18 protein-coding genes are annotated in these 13,975 nt (G+C 71.2%); 6 read left to right on the top strand and 12 right to left on the bottom strand.

Translation table 11 applies throughout. The features are described from left to right. The 9 genes from CPCC7001_RS15555 to CPCC7001_RS08635 form a co-directional block, all read right to left on the bottom strand. The coding region (locus CPCC7001_RS15555; protein WP_198006475.1) for a tetraacyldisaccharide 4'-kinase at positions 1-408 on the bottom strand (408 nt) is incomplete at its 3' end. Further along, positions 408-1,868, bottom strand: coding sequence for a 3-deoxy-D-manno-octulosonic acid transferase (locus CPCC7001_RS08600; RefSeq protein ID WP_006910504.1), 1,461 nt, complete (start codon positions 1,866-1,868; stop codon positions 408-410). The genes CPCC7001_RS08600 and CPCC7001_RS15555, both read right to left, overlap by 1 nt. Further along, the gene (locus CPCC7001_RS14060; RefSeq protein WP_006910121.1) at positions 1,858-2,529 is read right to left on the bottom strand and encodes a lysophospholipid acyltransferase family protein; all 672 of its coding nucleotides are present in this window, start codon (positions 2,527-2,529) and stop codon (positions 1,858-1,860) included. Before CPCC7001_RS14060 ends, CPCC7001_RS08600 begins: the two co-directional genes overlap by 11 nt. 124 nt (positions 2,530-2,653) lie before the next feature. Beyond that, positions 2,654-2,854: a photosystem II reaction center protein J gene (locus CPCC7001_RS08610; RefSeq protein ID WP_006910540.1), complete on the bottom strand. Its 201-nt coding sequence runs from the start codon at positions 2,852-2,854 to the stop codon at positions 2,654-2,656. 15 nt (positions 2,855-2,869) lie between these two features. After that, positions 2,870-2,989: a photosystem II reaction center protein L gene (locus tag CPCC7001_RS08615; protein WP_006909086.1), complete on the bottom strand. Its 120-nt coding sequence runs from the start codon at positions 2,987-2,989 to the stop codon at positions 2,870-2,872. Between the two features lie 11 nt (positions 2,990-3,000). Then, on the bottom strand, positions 3,001-3,138 hold the full coding sequence (gene psbF / locus CPCC7001_RS08620) for a cytochrome b559 subunit beta (RefSeq protein ID WP_006909199.1): 138 nt from the start codon (positions 3,136-3,138) through the stop codon (positions 3,001-3,003). Positions 3,139-3,144: 6 nt separating this feature from the next. Beyond that, a complete protein-coding gene (gene psbE, locus CPCC7001_RS08625; RefSeq protein WP_006911727.1) occupies positions 3,145-3,393 on the bottom strand; it encodes a cytochrome b559 subunit alpha in 249 nt (82 codons plus the stop codon). Positions 3,394-3,497: 104 nt separating this feature from the next. Continuing rightward, positions 3,498-4,565 carry a photosynthesis system II assembly factor Ycf48 gene (locus CPCC7001_RS08630; protein WP_006911364.1) on the bottom strand — a complete coding sequence of 356 codons (1,068 nt, stop codon included), beginning with the start codon at positions 4,563-4,565 and terminating at the stop codon, positions 3,498-3,500. 10 nt (positions 4,566-4,575) lie between these two features. Then, on the bottom strand, positions 4,576-5,088 hold the full coding sequence (locus CPCC7001_RS08635; protein ID WP_006910958.1) for a rubredoxin: 513 nt from the start codon (positions 5,086-5,088) through the stop codon (positions 4,576-4,578). Between the two features lie 107 nt (positions 5,089-5,195). Here CPCC7001_RS08635 and ndhC point away from each other — a divergent pair, with 107 nt between their 5' ends. The 3 genes from ndhC to CPCC7001_RS08650 are packed head-to-tail and all read left to right on the top strand — an operon-like array spanning position 5,196 to position 6,938. After that, complete coding sequence (gene ndhC, locus CPCC7001_RS08640; protein WP_006911271.1) at positions 5,196-5,558, top strand: photosynthetic/respiratory NAD(P)H-quinone oxidoreductase subunit C; 363 nt, start codon at positions 5,196-5,198, stop codon at positions 5,556-5,558. An 11-nt stretch (positions 5,559-5,569) separates the two neighbouring features. Beyond that, positions 5,570-6,388: an NADH-quinone oxidoreductase subunit NuoB gene (nuoB, locus tag CPCC7001_RS08645; RefSeq protein ID WP_043369797.1), complete on the top strand. Its 819-nt coding sequence runs from the start codon at positions 5,570-5,572 to the stop codon at positions 6,386-6,388. Continuing rightward, on the top strand, positions 6,381-6,938 hold the full coding sequence (locus CPCC7001_RS08650; RefSeq protein ID WP_006910233.1) for an NAD(P)H-quinone oxidoreductase subunit J: 558 nt from the start codon (positions 6,381-6,383) through the stop codon (positions 6,936-6,938). The genes nuoB and CPCC7001_RS08650 overlap by 8 nt, the downstream gene beginning before the upstream one ends. A 20-nt stretch (positions 6,939-6,958) precedes the next feature. On the opposite strand, the gene CPCC7001_RS08655 is transcribed toward CPCC7001_RS08650, so the two are convergent. Both CPCC7001_RS08655 and yvcK read right to left on the bottom strand, forming a co-directional pair. Then, positions 6,959-7,768 (bottom strand): sulfotransferase family protein, encoded by an 810-nt coding sequence (locus CPCC7001_RS08655; protein WP_006911045.1) that lies wholly within the window; start codon positions 7,766-7,768, stop codon positions 6,959-6,961. A 9-nt stretch (positions 7,769-7,777) separates the two neighbouring features. Then, positions 7,778-9,106, bottom strand: coding sequence for a gluconeogenesis factor YvcK family protein (gene yvcK / locus CPCC7001_RS08660; protein WP_006909476.1), 1,329 nt, complete (start codon positions 9,104-9,106; stop codon positions 7,778-7,780). 204 nt (positions 9,107-9,310) lie between these two features. On the opposite strand from yvcK, the gene CPCC7001_RS08665 reads away from it, so the two are divergent. Together CPCC7001_RS08665 and CPCC7001_RS08670 are read left to right on the top strand one after the other, a co-directional pair. Further along, the gene (locus tag CPCC7001_RS08665) at positions 9,311-10,123 is read left to right on the top strand and encodes an ABC transporter ATP-binding protein (RefSeq protein WP_006909089.1); all 813 of its coding nucleotides are present in this window, start codon (positions 9,311-9,313) and stop codon (positions 10,121-10,123) included. A 15-nt stretch (positions 10,124-10,138) separates the two neighbouring features. Further along, entirely contained in the window at positions 10,139-11,176 is a 1,038-nt protein-coding gene (locus CPCC7001_RS08670; RefSeq protein WP_225867209.1) for an MlaD family protein, read from the top strand. Between the two features lie 15 nt (positions 11,177-11,191). Here CPCC7001_RS08670 and bchD read toward each other — a convergent pair whose 3' ends face one another. Next, on the bottom strand, positions 11,192-13,336 hold the full coding sequence (gene bchD, locus CPCC7001_RS08675) for a magnesium chelatase ATPase subunit D (protein WP_006910211.1): 2,145 nt from the start codon (positions 13,334-13,336) through the stop codon (positions 11,192-11,194). Positions 13,337-13,451: 115 nt separating this feature from the next. Here bchD and CPCC7001_RS08680 point away from each other — a divergent pair, with 115 nt between their 5' ends. Continuing rightward, on the top strand, positions 13,452-13,961 hold the full coding sequence (locus CPCC7001_RS08680; RefSeq protein WP_006910525.1) for a DUF1993 family protein: 510 nt from the start codon (positions 13,452-13,454) through the stop codon (positions 13,959-13,961). Positions 13,962-13,975 lie beyond the last annotated feature (14 nt).

Consider the following 13,975-nt stretch of genomic DNA (forward strand, 5'->3'; position numbering starts at 1 on the left):
CCGGCGTCCGGCGCTGCGGCGGTCGGAGCCCACCCACACCGGCACATCGGCCAGGCTGCCGATCAGCTCCAGGGCCTCATCCCCCACCCCCCGCAACAGCCGGGGATCCCGCGTGGGCTCCAGCCGGATCGGCACGCGGCGCCCGCTGCCGTAGCCGCGGGTGAGCACCGCCACCCGGGTGCCGCGCCGCTGCAGCTCCCGGGCCAGCCCGATCACCAGGGGCGTCTTGCCCGTGCCCCCCAGGGTGATGTTGCCGATCGACACCACCGGCACCGGCAGCCGCAGGGGTCTGACCCAGCCGCGGTGCACCCCCGTGGCCAGGGCGTAGAGCAGGGCCAGGGGCCGCAACAGCTGCGCCCGCAGGGAGGGGCTGCGGCGATACCAGAACAGTGGCGTGATGAACGGCATCAGGGGGAACCCGCAGGGTGTGCTCTGGCTGGGGAGGGCAGGGCGTCGAGCAGATGCCGGGCAATCCTCCGGCAGGGGCCGCGCAGGGCCAACGGCGGCGGCGGCGGCGGCGGAGCGCGCAGCAGCTCCAGCAGCGTGGGCCCCAGGGCCTCGGTGGAGGGCAGGCGGTGCAGCCAGCCACTGGCCTGGAGCTCCTCGGTGAGGCCGATGAAGTTGGCCATGTCCGGGCCGCACACCACCTGGCGTCCGGCCCGGATCGGCTCCAGGGGGTTGTGGCCGCCCACGCAGCGGCCGCCTGCGGCCAGGCTGCCGCCCATCAGCACCAGGTCCGCCACCGCCAGCCAGCTGCCCATGGCGCCGAGCCGATCCACCACGAGAGCATCGAAACCTTCCTCGGGCCCTGCCTCGCCCGCCCCATCCCCTGGGCCATCGGATTCTCCAGGGGGACGGTCGGAGAGGGTGTCAGAGCGGTCGTCGGAGGGGTTGCTTGAGCGGTTGCTGGAGCGACGACCCTGGTGCGTCGGCTCGATCGGCGCCAGATCGGTCCAGAGCAAGCTGCGCAGGCCGGCCTGCCGGGCTTGCCGCAGCACCGACGCGGCCCGCTCCGGGTGGCGCGGCACCAGCAGCAGGGTCAGGCGGCCGAGCCCCTGCCGCAGCCGTGGCCAGGTCTGGAGCAGCAGCTGCTCCTCCCCCTGGTGGCTGCTGGCCAGCAGGAGCACCTTCCTGCCCCGCAGCCGGGGGAGCAGCCGCGCCACGATCGCCGCATCGGCCGCGGGGGGATCGGCATCCCGCTTGGTGGAGCCCACCGCCTCCACCCGTGGAGCTCCGAGCCGGCGCAGGCGGGCCGCATCCGCTTCCGACTGGGCCCAGCAGTGCCGGGCATGCCCATACAGCCAGGCGGCGAACCAGGGCAGACGGCGGTGGCGGCGGAACGACCGCTCACTCATCCGGGCATTGACCAGATGCAGCCGGGGCATGGAGCGCACCAGCTCCGGCCAGAGCTCCGCCTCCGCCAGCACCCCCAGATCGGGACGCCAGTGGCGGCGGAACAGGGCCAGGGCGAGCCAGTGATCCACCGGCGCGCACTGGTGGATCACGCCCTGGGGCAGCAGCTGGGGAGCCATCCGGGCCGAGCTGCGGCTCACGCTGGTGACCAGCACCGCCGGCGGCGGCAGGCCGCGCTGGCGGCTCCCCTCGTCCAGCTCCCGCAGCAGGGGAACCAGCGCCGTGATCTCCCCCACGCTGGCGGCGTGGAGCCAGAGCAAGGGACCGGGGGGGCGGCGCCGGGCACACCATCCCAGCCGCTCCGGCAGGCGCTGGCGGTCTTCCTTGCCCTGCCAGAGACGCACCAGCAGCACCACCGCGATGGCCGGGGTGAGCAGGGTCTGCGCTCCCCACAGGCCGAGCGCCAGGCCCGCCTCGAGCAGCCGGCGACCCGGTGGCGACGGCTCAAAGGGCACGGATGGCCCGCTCCGAGGCGGCGTCCAGGGCCGCTTCCAGCTGCTCGGCCTGCAGGCCGAGGGTGCAGGCGTCCGGGGCGGGAGGCAACCACAGGGGGGGGCCAAGGGTGAGCACCACCCGGCCGAAGGGCAGCGGCAGCAGGGTGCGGTCCCAGGAGCGCAGCCGCCGCTGCCGCGTCGCGGCCAGGCCCATCGGCACCACGGCGCAGCCGGATTGCTGGGCCAGGTGCACCACGCCAGGCTTCACCCGGCGCGCCGGTCCCCGCGGGCCATCCGGGGTGATGCACACGGAGCTGCCGCCGCGCAGCCGCTGGATCAGCTGCAGGTAGGCCCTCACGCCGCCCCGGGTGGAGGAGCCGGCCACGAGCTCCACCCCGCGCATGCGGGCCGCGACACCCACGATCTGGGCGTCCCGGTGGGCGCTGAGCAGCACCGCCACCGGCTGGCGGCTGCTGAGCCGCAGCATCGGCATGAAGAACACGTGGCAGTGCCAGAGGGCATAGATCACCGGCACCCTCTGCTCCAGCACCAGCCGCGCGGTGGCGGGATCCCGCTGCACGGCGATGCGCGAGGTGAGCAGGATCAGCTGGCCGTAGGCGTTGAGCAGGGCACCCGCCAGCCAGGCCAGGGCGTCGTGATTCAGGAGGGTGCGCTTCTTCACCGGGAGGCGGCGGGGGAGCCGGGAAACGGCGTTCGACAGGGGAGGGCCCCACATGCGGATCCCCCGGGGGCCAGCAGGGCTGACCGCCGGGGGACGGGGGCTGGTGCTGTCGTGGGTGGCCGGATCAGGCCGAACCGACACCGGTGTAGGCACCGTAGAAGAAGAGGCCCACCACGAAGATCACGGCCATGCCGCCGGCGGTGGCCACCATCCACAGGGGAAGCACGCCCTCGGTCCAGCGGGAGCGCCAGGCCACGGCCGGGCGGCCATCGGGCAGCCGGTCGGGGATCCGGCCGTCAGGCATGGAGGATTTCTTGCCGCTCATGGGGTGCTCTCCGGATCAGTTGAAGAAGTAGCTGGTGAACAGCACGCCGGTCACGAAGATCAGCAGCAGGCCCAGGTAGAGGCTGGTGCGGTTGAGCTCAACCGGCAGGTTGTTGGGGTTGGGGTTGCGTTGCATGACAGCAGGCCTCAGCGACGGATGAACTGCATCGCGGCCAGGGCCCCCAGGAAGAACACCGTGGGGATGCCGAGGGCGTGCACAGACAGCCAGCGCACCGTGAAGATCGGGTAATTGCGCGGCGTGGTGGAAACGGGAGACTGGGTCATGGCGTCTTATTGCATGCGCAGGTCGAGTTGGCTCTTGCCTTCGTAGCGCTGGCTCACGACCGGAGCCTTGCTCTCCTGGGCCTGGAAGTAGGCGTCAGGGCGGGGCGTACCGAAGGCGTCGTAGGCCAGGCCGGTGGACACGAAGAGGAAGCCAGCCAGGAAGATCGCGGGCAGGGTGACCGCATGGATCACCCAGTAGCGAATGCTGGTGATGATTTCGAAGAACGGGCGTTCCCCAGTGGAGCCGGCAGCCATAGCGACAAGCGTTCAGCCAGGTGATCCTAGGGGGCTGGCCTGATCCAGCGGGAACGGCGGCCCCCCTTGGTTACAGAAGTTGGCGGGCGGCGTTGGCGAGCGGCTCAGCCGACCCAGCGGAGCAGGGAGCCCCGCTCTCCCAGCACGAAGCCCTTGCCGTCGGGCGTGAACACGATGCGGGTGAAGTTGGACGGCTGCTCGGCCCCCACGGGGTCCTTCTGCCAGCTCCTGCCGCCGTCGTCGCTCACCAGCAGGGTGCCGCTGCCGCCCCCGGTCCAGATGGCCCCGCGGGGATCCCAGGCCATGTCGAGGTAGCCGTAGCCGTTGGTGATCGGGATCACGGGCTTGCTCCACTGCTCCGGATCGGCGGCGTCGGAGCCGAAACGGATCTGGGCCCCCCGGGCGAGCATCCAGAGGTTGCCGTCGGGCTGGAAGCCGATGGTCTGCAGGCGCTGGCTGCTCACCCGCTGGTGCACCTGCCACACGTCCTGGCCGGGATCCCAGGTGGAGAAGAAGTTGCCGAGACTGCTCACGCTCACGTAGCGGCCGTCGGGGCTGCGGCGCAGTTCCCGCACGGCGCCGGCGGCATCGCCCACCCGGGCCTGCCAGCTGTTGCCGCCGTCGCGGGTGTCGTAGATGGCCCCCACGTTCGTGGCCAGCTCGGCGCTGTTGCGGCCGAGGGCGGTGACCAGGTAGGGCTCGCCGGGCAGCTTGGTGTCCAGGAACAGGCGGCTCCAGTTGCGCCCCGCATCGGTGCTGTGCAGGAGCAGACCGGGCTGGCCCACGATCCAGCCTTCGTCACCGTTGAAGTCGATGCTGATCAGGCGGAAGTTCTCCTCCACCGGCAGGTCGAGCGCCCGCGGCTCCCAGTGGGCACCGCCGTCGTCGGTTTCCAGGATCAGCCGGTTGCTGCCCACCAGGAAGCCGTGACGGGCATCGGAGAAGGCCACCGAGAGGGGGTTGGCCGTGGTGGCCAGCGGCACCGCCTCCCAGGGGCTGGCGGCCGCCTCGGGCAGACCGGTGGTGACGCAGCCGCCCAGGCCGAAGGCGAGCACCACCACCAGCACCAGGGACAGCAGCGAGGGGAGCAGGCGGGAGGCCAGGCCGGGGCGATCGGCGGGAGCGTGAGCTGAAGCCTGAGCTGAACGGGGCTGGGGCGAGGGGCGGGTCATCGGCGCAGGGTCAACGCAGGGAATAGAGGGAGAGGAAGAAGGCGATGGCCAGGGCGAAGCCACCGAAGATCAGCACATTCTTCTGGCCCGGGGTGAGCCGGTTCACGCCAAGGCCGTAATTGAGGTTCTCCTCGAAGCCGCTGGGCTTGTTGCGAGGCCCGATGTCCTTGAAGGCCCCGATCTTGCTGCGGCACACCGGGCAGCGGAACGTGGCGGCATCGAGGCTGAGGAAGGGCGTGCCGGCGGGAATCGCCAGCTTCTTCAGGCCTTCCCCCGGGTCGTAGACGTAACCGCAGCTGCGGCACTCGAAACGATGGCAGTCGGGATCGTCGACCGACTCGACGGAATCAGCCGGCTCGACGGACTCAGCCGACTCGACAGAGGCAGAGGTTTCGGCGGATGCAGCGGTGTCGGATGCGGCGGTGTCGGATGCGGCGGTGCCGACGGGCGCGTCGGAGACGGCCTGGGGCGCCGTGTCCGGGTCGGCGGGCGGTTGCTCCTGCGGAGCGATCTCGTCGGTCACGGGACACGGGCAGGGAACGCAACTGTAGGAACCAGCCGTTGTGCCCAGTTGTGCCCATCGGAACCCGGCACAGGTGCCAGACTGCGCGCCACGTTGGCTGCGCCCGCATGTTCGTGCTCTCCGGCTACGACGCCTTCCTGGGCTTTCTGCTGATTTCCGCCGCCGTTCCCGTTCTGGCTCTGGTGGCCAACAAGCTGCTGTCCCCCGACAGCCGCCAGGGAGAGAGGGAGCTCACCTATGAGTCCGGCATGGAGCCGATCGGCGGAGCCTGGATCCAGTTCAACATCCGCTACTACATGTTTGCGCTGGTCTTCGTCATCTTCGATGTCGAGACCGTGTTCCTCTATCCCTGGGCCGTGGCCTTCCACCGCCTCGGCCTGCTCGCCTTCATCGAAGCCCTGGTGTTCATCGCCATCCTGGTGGTGGCCCTGGCCTACGCCTGGCGCAAGGGCGCCCTCGAATGGAGCTGACGGATCCCACCATGACCCTCACCCCCTCCTCCTCCAGCCCCAGCATCGACGCCCTGCGGGACGTCCGGGCGGCCAGCTGCGGGCCTGTCGGCTCCCCGGCGGTCACCTCCGATCTCTCGGAGAACGTGATCCTCACCACGCTCGACGACCTGCACAACTGGGCGCGGCTGAGCAGCCTCTGGCCCCTGCTCTACGGCACGGCCTGCTGCTTCATCGAGTTCGCGGCCCTGATCGGCTCCCGGTTCGACTTCGACCGCTTCGGCCTGGTGCCGCGCTCCAGCCCACGCCAGGCCGATCTGCTGATCGTGGCCGGCACCGTGACCATGAAGATGGCCCCGGCCCTGGTGCGGCTCTATGAGCAGATGCCCGAGCCCAAGTACGTGATCGCCATGGGCGCCTGCACCATCACCGGCGGCATGTTCTCGGCCGACTCCACCACGGCCGTGCGCGGCGTGGACAAGCTGATCCCCGTGGATCTCTACCTGCCCGGCTGCCCTCCGCGGCCGGAGGCGATCTTCGATGCGGTGATCAAGCTGCGCAAGAAGGTGGGCAACGAGGCCCTGGCCGAACGGGGCAGGATCCTTCCCACCCACCGCTACTGCACGGTGGCCCACCAGATGAAGGCGGTGGAGCCGATCGTGACCGGCGCCTACCTGGCCGCTGAAACCCAGCGCCAGGCTCTGGCGGCCGCCGCCGGCCTGCCGCTCGGCACCCTCCGCGAGGAGGACGCCGCGGCCAAGGCGGCCATCGACGCCGCGTCGAGCCCCGCCGTCCAACCCTCCGCCAACAGCCCCGACTCCGACAGCCCCGCTTCCCAGACCGATGCCTGAGTCCTCCCCCACCAGCGACGCCATCGCGGCCGTGGAACCCGGCCCAGTGAGCCAGTGGCTGCGGAGCCAGGGTTTCGACCATGAGGTTCTCCCTGCCGACCACCTCGGCGTGGAGGTGATCGGCGTGGAGCCGGCCTTCCTGCCGGTGCTGGCCACGGCCCTGAAGGCCCACGGCTTCGACTACCTCCAGTGTCAGGGCGGTTACGACGAGGGCCCCGGCGGCCGGCTGGTGAGCTTCTACCACCTGGTGAAGCTGGCGGTGCTGGCGGAGCAGAGCGCCGCCACCCCCAAGCTGCCCAGCGACGTGCGCCCCCAGGAGGTGCGTCTGAAGGTGTTCCTCGCGAGGGACGGCGATCTCACCATCCCCAGCCTCTACGGCCTGTTCCGCGGAGCGGACTGGCAGGAGCGCGAGACCTTCGACATGTACGGCATCCAGTTCGCGGGGCATCCCCATCCGAAGCGGCTGCTGATGCCGGAGGACTGGAAGGGCTGGCCGCTGCGCAAGGACTATGTGCAGCCTGACTTCTACGAAATGCAGGACGCCTACTAGGCACCCTCACTGAGGCACATTCAGGGCACGAAGTGCCGCGGCCGGCGGGGTCCGCCCCGCCGCACCTTCTCCACGCTGAGCTCCCCGTCCAGCAGCCAGGGATAGAAGAGGCGGAAATCCTCGGCGTAACGCCGGCGCAGCAGGGCCACCAGCTCGGGCTGGGCCAGCAGGGCCTCCAGATCCGCCGTGTCGCCGCCGCGGCGGCTGTTGCGGGTGCCAAGACGCCGGGGCAACCCCTGCACACCGGCGCGCCGGGCCTTGCGCACCAGGAACGGCCAGTGGTCCTCCAGGCTCTCGGCGTAGGCCACCCAGGTGGGCACGGGCTCGTCCCCGAGGCAGAGGATGTCGCTCTGGGGCAGCACATGCACATCCAGATCGTCGCTGGAGGCGGCGCACACGCAGGCGAGGAACTGGGGCAGGGGCATACCGTGACGCACGCCGATGGCCTTCAGCCTGGCGGTGCAGTCAGGGATTTCGATCACTTTGTTGTTGTAGGCCGAGAGCACCCGGTCGAACGGGTTGCGCACCACCGCGAAGCTGAAGCACTGGCCGCGCAGGGCACGCGCCGTGTCCCGGTCCACCGGGTTGGCGATCGCGCCCGGCAGCCGCTCCCAGTACTCATCCATCCGGCAGGACAAGCCCAGCCAGGAGCGGCTGGGCCAGAGCCGATGCAGCAGCCGCTGGCGCAGGCTCTGGCGTGAGTGTCGCAGCTCCGGGCGGATCAGAACGGTGAGGGCCGCCTTGACGCTGCTGTTGGCGGCCTTGGGAACGCGGCCGTAAAGCAGGTGGTGGCCGGGCAGGTGAAGGAAGTGCTGGTCGGAAGCCGCCATGGGCGGAGACTACACGGCCCTCACGGCGGCCCGGTGGCGGCGGTAGAAGCGCATCACGGCCACCGCCAGGCTGCGGGGATCGTGCCGCAGGGTGGCGGTGGGCCGGCCCCCCTGCAGGGCCGCCTGCATCACCTCGTAGCCCAGGCGCTGCAGCTGGCGCACGTCGCAGCGCACCGGCGTGGCTCCCTTCTGGCGGTAGCGGTCCAGCAGCGGTGTGTCCTCCAGATCCTCCTGGGCCAGCACCGCCGTGAACAGGCGGTCCTGCACGCCGAGGGTGGCCAGCTGGGCCTCGATCGCCCGCAGGTGCCCCTCCACATCGAGGCCATCGGTCTCGCCCGGCTGGGTCATCAGGTTGCAGATGTAGAGCCTCGGTGCCTTGCTGCGGGCGATGGCCGCCACCAGCTCCGGCACCAGCAGGTTGGGGAGCAGGGAGGTGTAGAGGCTGCCCGGGCCCAGCACGATCAGATCGGCATGGGCGATGGCCTCGAGCGCCCGGGGCAGGGCGGGGGGGCGCTCCGGCGTGCAGCCCAGCCTCACGATCCGGCTGGAAGCATGGCCGATCGCCGATTCCCCCTCGAGCCGCTCGCCGTTCTCCAGCTCGGCCCAGAGGCGCACGTCGGCATTGGTGGCGGGCACCACCTGGCCCTGCACCGCCAGCACGCGGCTGCTGGCGGTGATCGCCGACTCGAGGCTGCCTGTGATCGCCGTGAGGGCGGAGAGGAAGAGGTTGCCGAAGCTGTGGCCCTCCAGGCCGTTGCCCGCCTTGAAGCGGTACTGGAACAGACGGGTGAGCAGGGGCTCCTCCCTGGCCAGGGCGGCGAGGCAGTTGCGGATGTCGCCGGGGGGCTGCACGCCCAGCTCCCGCCGCAGCACGCCGCTGCTGCCGCCGTCATCGGCCACGGTGACGATCGCCGTGAGGTTGCTGCTGTAGCGCTTGAGGCCGCTGAGCAGGGTGGAGAGCCCGGTGCCGCCGCCCACCGCCACGATGCTGGGGCCGCGGTTGAGCCGGCCCTGGGCGGCGAGGGCATCCACCAGATGGGTGCCGCGATCGGGGGCCAGGGCCTGCTGGATGGTGCCGAAGCTGCGGCTCTGGCCCAGCCAGATGAGGGCGGCCCCGATCGCCAGCACCAGGGGACCGGTGATGCCGCGCGGCAGCACGGTGGTGATGTTCTTCAGCAGCCACTGGATGCCGGCGATGGTCCAGTAGATCGGCTGCAGATCCGCCCACACGGCCGCACCCAGCAGGGCGATCAGCAGCCCGAGGCCGGAGGTGAGCACCCAGCGCTTCACCACCAGACCCGGCTGCAGCCAGCGCACGGCACGGCGCGAGCGGCTCACCAGATCGCGCTGGCGCAGTTCACCGCGCCCGACCCAGCTGGCCCGTGATCCGAACCGGCGGGACCGGCGCGGCCGGGGAGCCGACGCTGGGGAAGGGGTGGGCGTGGCTGAGGTGGGGATGCTGGGGTGACTGTAGGAGCAGTGCCCGGTGTCAGCTCTGGCAGACCCTGGCCCTGGAAGGCGTCAGGATGGCCCGGTGACGCTGTGATCCGCCTGGCTGCGACCGCCCCGCCCCAACCAGCCACGCCCCTGGTCGAACTGCAGAACCTCAGCGTGCGCTGGGGACGCAACACCGTGCTGGATGGGGTCAGCCTCACGGTTCAGCCGGGTGAGCGGCTGGTGGTGGTGGGGCCCTCGGGGGCGGGCAAGTCCACGATCCTGCGCCTGCTCGCCGGCCTGCAGCTGCCCAGCAGCGGCCGGCTGCTGCTGCATGGCCGCCCCCAGACCTACCTGCGGCTCGACCAGCACAACCCCCCGGACGTGCGCCTGGTGTTCCAGAATCCCGCGCTGCTCGGCTCCCTCACGGTGCGGGAGAACGTGGGCTTCCTGCTCTACCGGTTCGGCCGGCTGCCGGAGGCCGAGATCCGCCGCAAGGTGGCCGAGGCCCTGGAGGCGGTGGGCCTGGGCGGCATCGAGGAGCGCCTGCCCGGTGAGCTCAGCGGCGGCATGCAGAAGCGCGTGAGCTTCGCCCGCGCCCTGATCTCGGCCCCCCAGAAGGACGAGGACCAGATGCCGCTGCTGCTGTTCGACGAACCCACCGCCGGCCTCGATCCGGTGGCCTGCACCCGGATCGAGGATCTGATCGTGCGCACCACCGCGGTGGCCCAGGCCAGTTCGGTGGTGGTGAGCCATGTGCACAGCACGATCGAGCGCACCGGCGGCCAGGTGGTGCTCCTCTACGACGGGGCCTTCCGCTGGAGCGGCGACCTGGAGGCCTACCGACACACGGACAACCCTTATGTGGTGCAGTTCAGGAGCGGTAGTCTGCGCGGGCCCATGCAACCGGCCGAGGCCTGATTGATGCGCCGCTCCGTGCGTGAGGCGATTGTGGGGTTCTCCCTGCTGGCAGCCGTGGCCGGCGCCGTGGGGTTCTCCCTGTGGTTGCGAGGGTTGTCGCTGACGCGCCAGTTCTGGACGGTGGAGGCCAGCTTCAACCAGGCCGCTGGCCTGGCGGCGCGCTCGCCGGTGGTGTTCCGGGGCGTGATGGTGGGCAGCGTGCGCTCGGTGCGGGTCACGCCGGAAGCCGTGATCGCGGAACTGGAGATCACCAATCCCAGCCTGAAGCTGGCGCTGCCGGCGAAGGCCGTGGTGGGCCAGGGCTCCCTGCTGGGGGGCGAGGCCCAGGTGTCGCTGGTGAGCACGGGCACACCGATGGAAACGTCGGCCCCGAGTCCGCGCTCAGCGGACTGCCCCCGCACCCGCATGCTCTGCAACGGTTCCCGGATCAAGGGCAGCGAGGAACCCACCCTCGGCTCGGTGATCAGCCGGATGGAGGCCCTGCTCCAGCAGGGCGACAAGGAACAGCTGGTGCAGAAATTCGCCGGTGTGGCCTCCAGCGTGGACAAGACGTCCAAGGACGCCGCCGCCTTCCTGGAGGAGGGCCGAGCCCTGGTGGGCAGCCTGGAGCAGTCGGTGCAGGAGGTGCAGCCCACGATCGCCAACCTCAACGCCAGCTCCGCCCATCTGCGCCGCCTGATGGCTGCGCTGGAGAACCCCAAAACCGTGGCCGAGCTGCAGCAGACGGTGAGCAACGCCGAGCAGCTCACCGCCCGCTGGGATGCGGTGGGGGGCGATGTGAACAAGCTCACGGCCGATCCACGCTTCATGGACGGGCTGCGCAGCGTGGCGGTGGGGCTGGGGGCCTTCTTCGAGGAGCTCTATCCCGCCCGGACGGCAGCCGCCCAGGACAAGGCGGAGCGGGAGCGGGCGGCCAAGGGGAAGGGGAAGGAGAAGGAGACCGCTTCAGGGAAGGCCACAGGACAGGGTTCAGGCGCCCCGACCGAAGCAGCACAACAGGGCCGGTCCAGGGGCACCAAGCCCAAGGCCTTCCCGATGCCGTCGGATCCCTGAAGGCCGACCTCGGCCTCACACCCCGCTGATCGCCTCCATGGCGATGGCGGCGATCGCCTGGTCGCTGGCCTTGGGCAGCTGAACGTATTTGCCGCCGGCCGCCTGGGCCAGGTCCTTGCCCATGCCGCTGCCGATGAACTTGCGCTCGGTGTCGATCACCAGCAGCTTGATGCCCAGGGCCCGGTAGCGGCTGGCCACCTGCTTCACCTCCTCCTTGAGGTCCACCGGCTCCTCCCCCTCCAGCTCCGGCTGGCCCAGGGAGCGGCTGAGCGGCACGTTGCCGCGGCCATCGGTGATCGCCACCACCACCACCTGGCCCAGATCGCCGGTGGCCAGGGCGTTGGCGGCCACCCGGGCCGCCTGGGAGAGGCCGTGGGCCAGGGGGGAACCGCCGCCGCAGGGCATCGATTCGAGCCGGCGGCGGGCGGCGGTGATCGAGCGGGTGGGGGGCAGCAGCACCTCGGCCTGCTCGCCGCGGAAGGGGATCAGGGCGACTTCGTCGCGGTTCTCATAGGCCTCGGTGAGCAGCCGGATCACGGCACCCTTGGCGCTCTGCATGCGGTTGAGGGCCATCGAGCCGCTGGCATCCACCAGGAAGATCACCAGGGCGCCGGCCTTGCGCTGCAGCTGCTTGGCGCGCAGATCGCCGTCCTCCACCACCACCCGGCGGTGGGGTTCCCGCTCGCGGCGGGATTTCTGGTACGGCGCCGCCGCCCGCAGGGTGGCATCCACGGCGATGCGCTTCACCGGCCCGCGGGGCAGCATCGGCTTCACGTAGCGGCCGCGGGAGTCGCTGAACACCACGGCGCGGCTGCCGCTGCCGCCGCTGCGGGCCTTGGCGGCGCCGAAGAGCAGCAGGTCGGGGTCGATGGCCACGGCCTCGGGATCGAGCATGAACTCCTCGGGCACCGAGGGGGGGGGCTGATCCTCGGGGGTGTCGTCCTCGTCCTGATCCTGGTCGTCGTTCTGGTCCTCGTCCTGGTCCTCCTCGTCGGGGTCCTCCTGCTCGTTCTGCGGTGGCTCGGGCTCCTGCTCGGGCGGTTGCTCCCCCTGGGGCGGCGGTGGTGGCGGCGGCTCCAGCGGCTGATCGGGATCGGGCGGCGGCATCTGGCGGGCCCGGGGCGCGATCACCAGGCGCACGGCCACCTGCAGGTCGTCGGCATCGACGCGATCACGGCCGCTGAGGGCGGCGTGGGCCCGGGCCACCCGCACGGCGTAGAGCTCGGAGCGGTGCCCCTCCACACCGCCGCGCAGGGCCTCGTTCACCAGATAGGCGATCTGCTCGCGGCTGATCTGCACATCCGGCAGCCACTGGCGGGCCAGCAACAGCTGGGTGGCGAGGGCATCGGTTTCCTCCTGCCAGCGGCCGCGGAAGCTGTCGCTGGATTCGGCATGGTCGAGCGCCGAGCGGGTGATCGCCACCCGCTGCTCGAGATCCAGCACCTGGTTGGCGCTGAGGGCGATGGCGAAGCGATCGAGCAGGTGGTCGCGCACCGCCCCCTCCTCGGGGTTGTAGGTGGCGATCAGCAGGCAGCGGCAAGGGTGGGAGAGGCTGAGGCCCTCCCGCTCGATCCGGTTCTCGCCGCTGCCCACCGCCGCCAGCAGCAGGTTGGTGATGCTGTCGTCGAGCAGGTTGAGCTCATCCACGTAGAGCACACCGCGGTGGGCCTCGGCGAGCAGCCCCGGCTGGAACACGGCCTGGCCGCTGGCCAGCGAGGCGGTCACGTCCACCGAGCCCACCAGCCGGTCTTCGGTGATGCCCAGGGGCACCTGCACGAAGGGGGCGGGGATCACCCGGGTGGGCAGCAGGGCATCGGCAGCGCTGCCGCTGGGATCGGCGCCGAGCTGCTGCAGGCGCTCGCGGATGGTGGCGTCCCAGTCCTCGGGGCGGCGGGGATCCACGTTGAGGGCCTGGGCGGGGGCGCTGCCCAGATCGAGCACATCGATCGGCGGCAGCAGGGCATGGAGGCCGCGGGCCAGCACCGACTTGCCGGTGCCGCGGCCGCCGGCGATCACCACACCGCCGAGGCCCGGGTCCACCGCCGCCAGCAGCAGGGCCAGCTTCAGGGTGCCGTGGCCGGTGATGGCCGCCAGCGGGAAGGAGCGGGCACCGTCCTGGCCGGCCTGGGCCGAAGGCGCTGCGGAGCCGCTGACAACCATGAAGCGGGGCCTGGTGCACTGAGGGCTGCAGTCTGGCCGATGGGGGCGCCACGGCAGCTTTCAGAGCGGATCCGGCCCCTAGCCTGACGATCCCGTCGATCCGCTGGCCCGCCCCATGCAGCTCACCATGCATCAGGCCGCCGTGCCTCCCCTGCGCCGCACCCTCACCAACCTGATCGGGGTGCTGGCCAAGGCCCAGGCCCATGCCGAGAGCCAGGGCCTCGATCCGGCCGTGCTGCTGGGCAGCCGCCTCTATCCGGACATGTTCCCCCTCACCCGGCAGGTGCAGATCGCCGCCGACATCGCCCGCCGAGGCGTAGCCCGCCTGGCCGGGGTGGAGGCGGCAGCGGTGGCCGACGATGAAACCAGCTTCGAGCAGCTGATCGTGCGACTCCGGAACGCCATCGGCGAGCTCGACGGCTACAGCCCCGAGCAGCTGGAGGGCAGCGCCGGGCGGCAGGTGACCGTGCCGGTGGGCCGGGGCCAGACGATCACGATGGAGGGCTGGCCGTTCCTCTCCAGCTTCGTGCTGCCGAACGTGTACTTCCACGTGACCACCGCCTACGGGATCCTGCGCCACAACGGCGTGGTGCTGGGCAAACGCGACTACCTCGGCGAGCCCTGAGCACCGCCATCGCC

Origin of the sequence: Cyanobium sp. PCC 7001, assembly GCF_000155635.1 — a bacterium.
Taxonomy (GTDB): domain Bacteria; phylum Cyanobacteriota; class Cyanobacteriia; order PCC-6307; family Cyanobiaceae; genus NIES-981.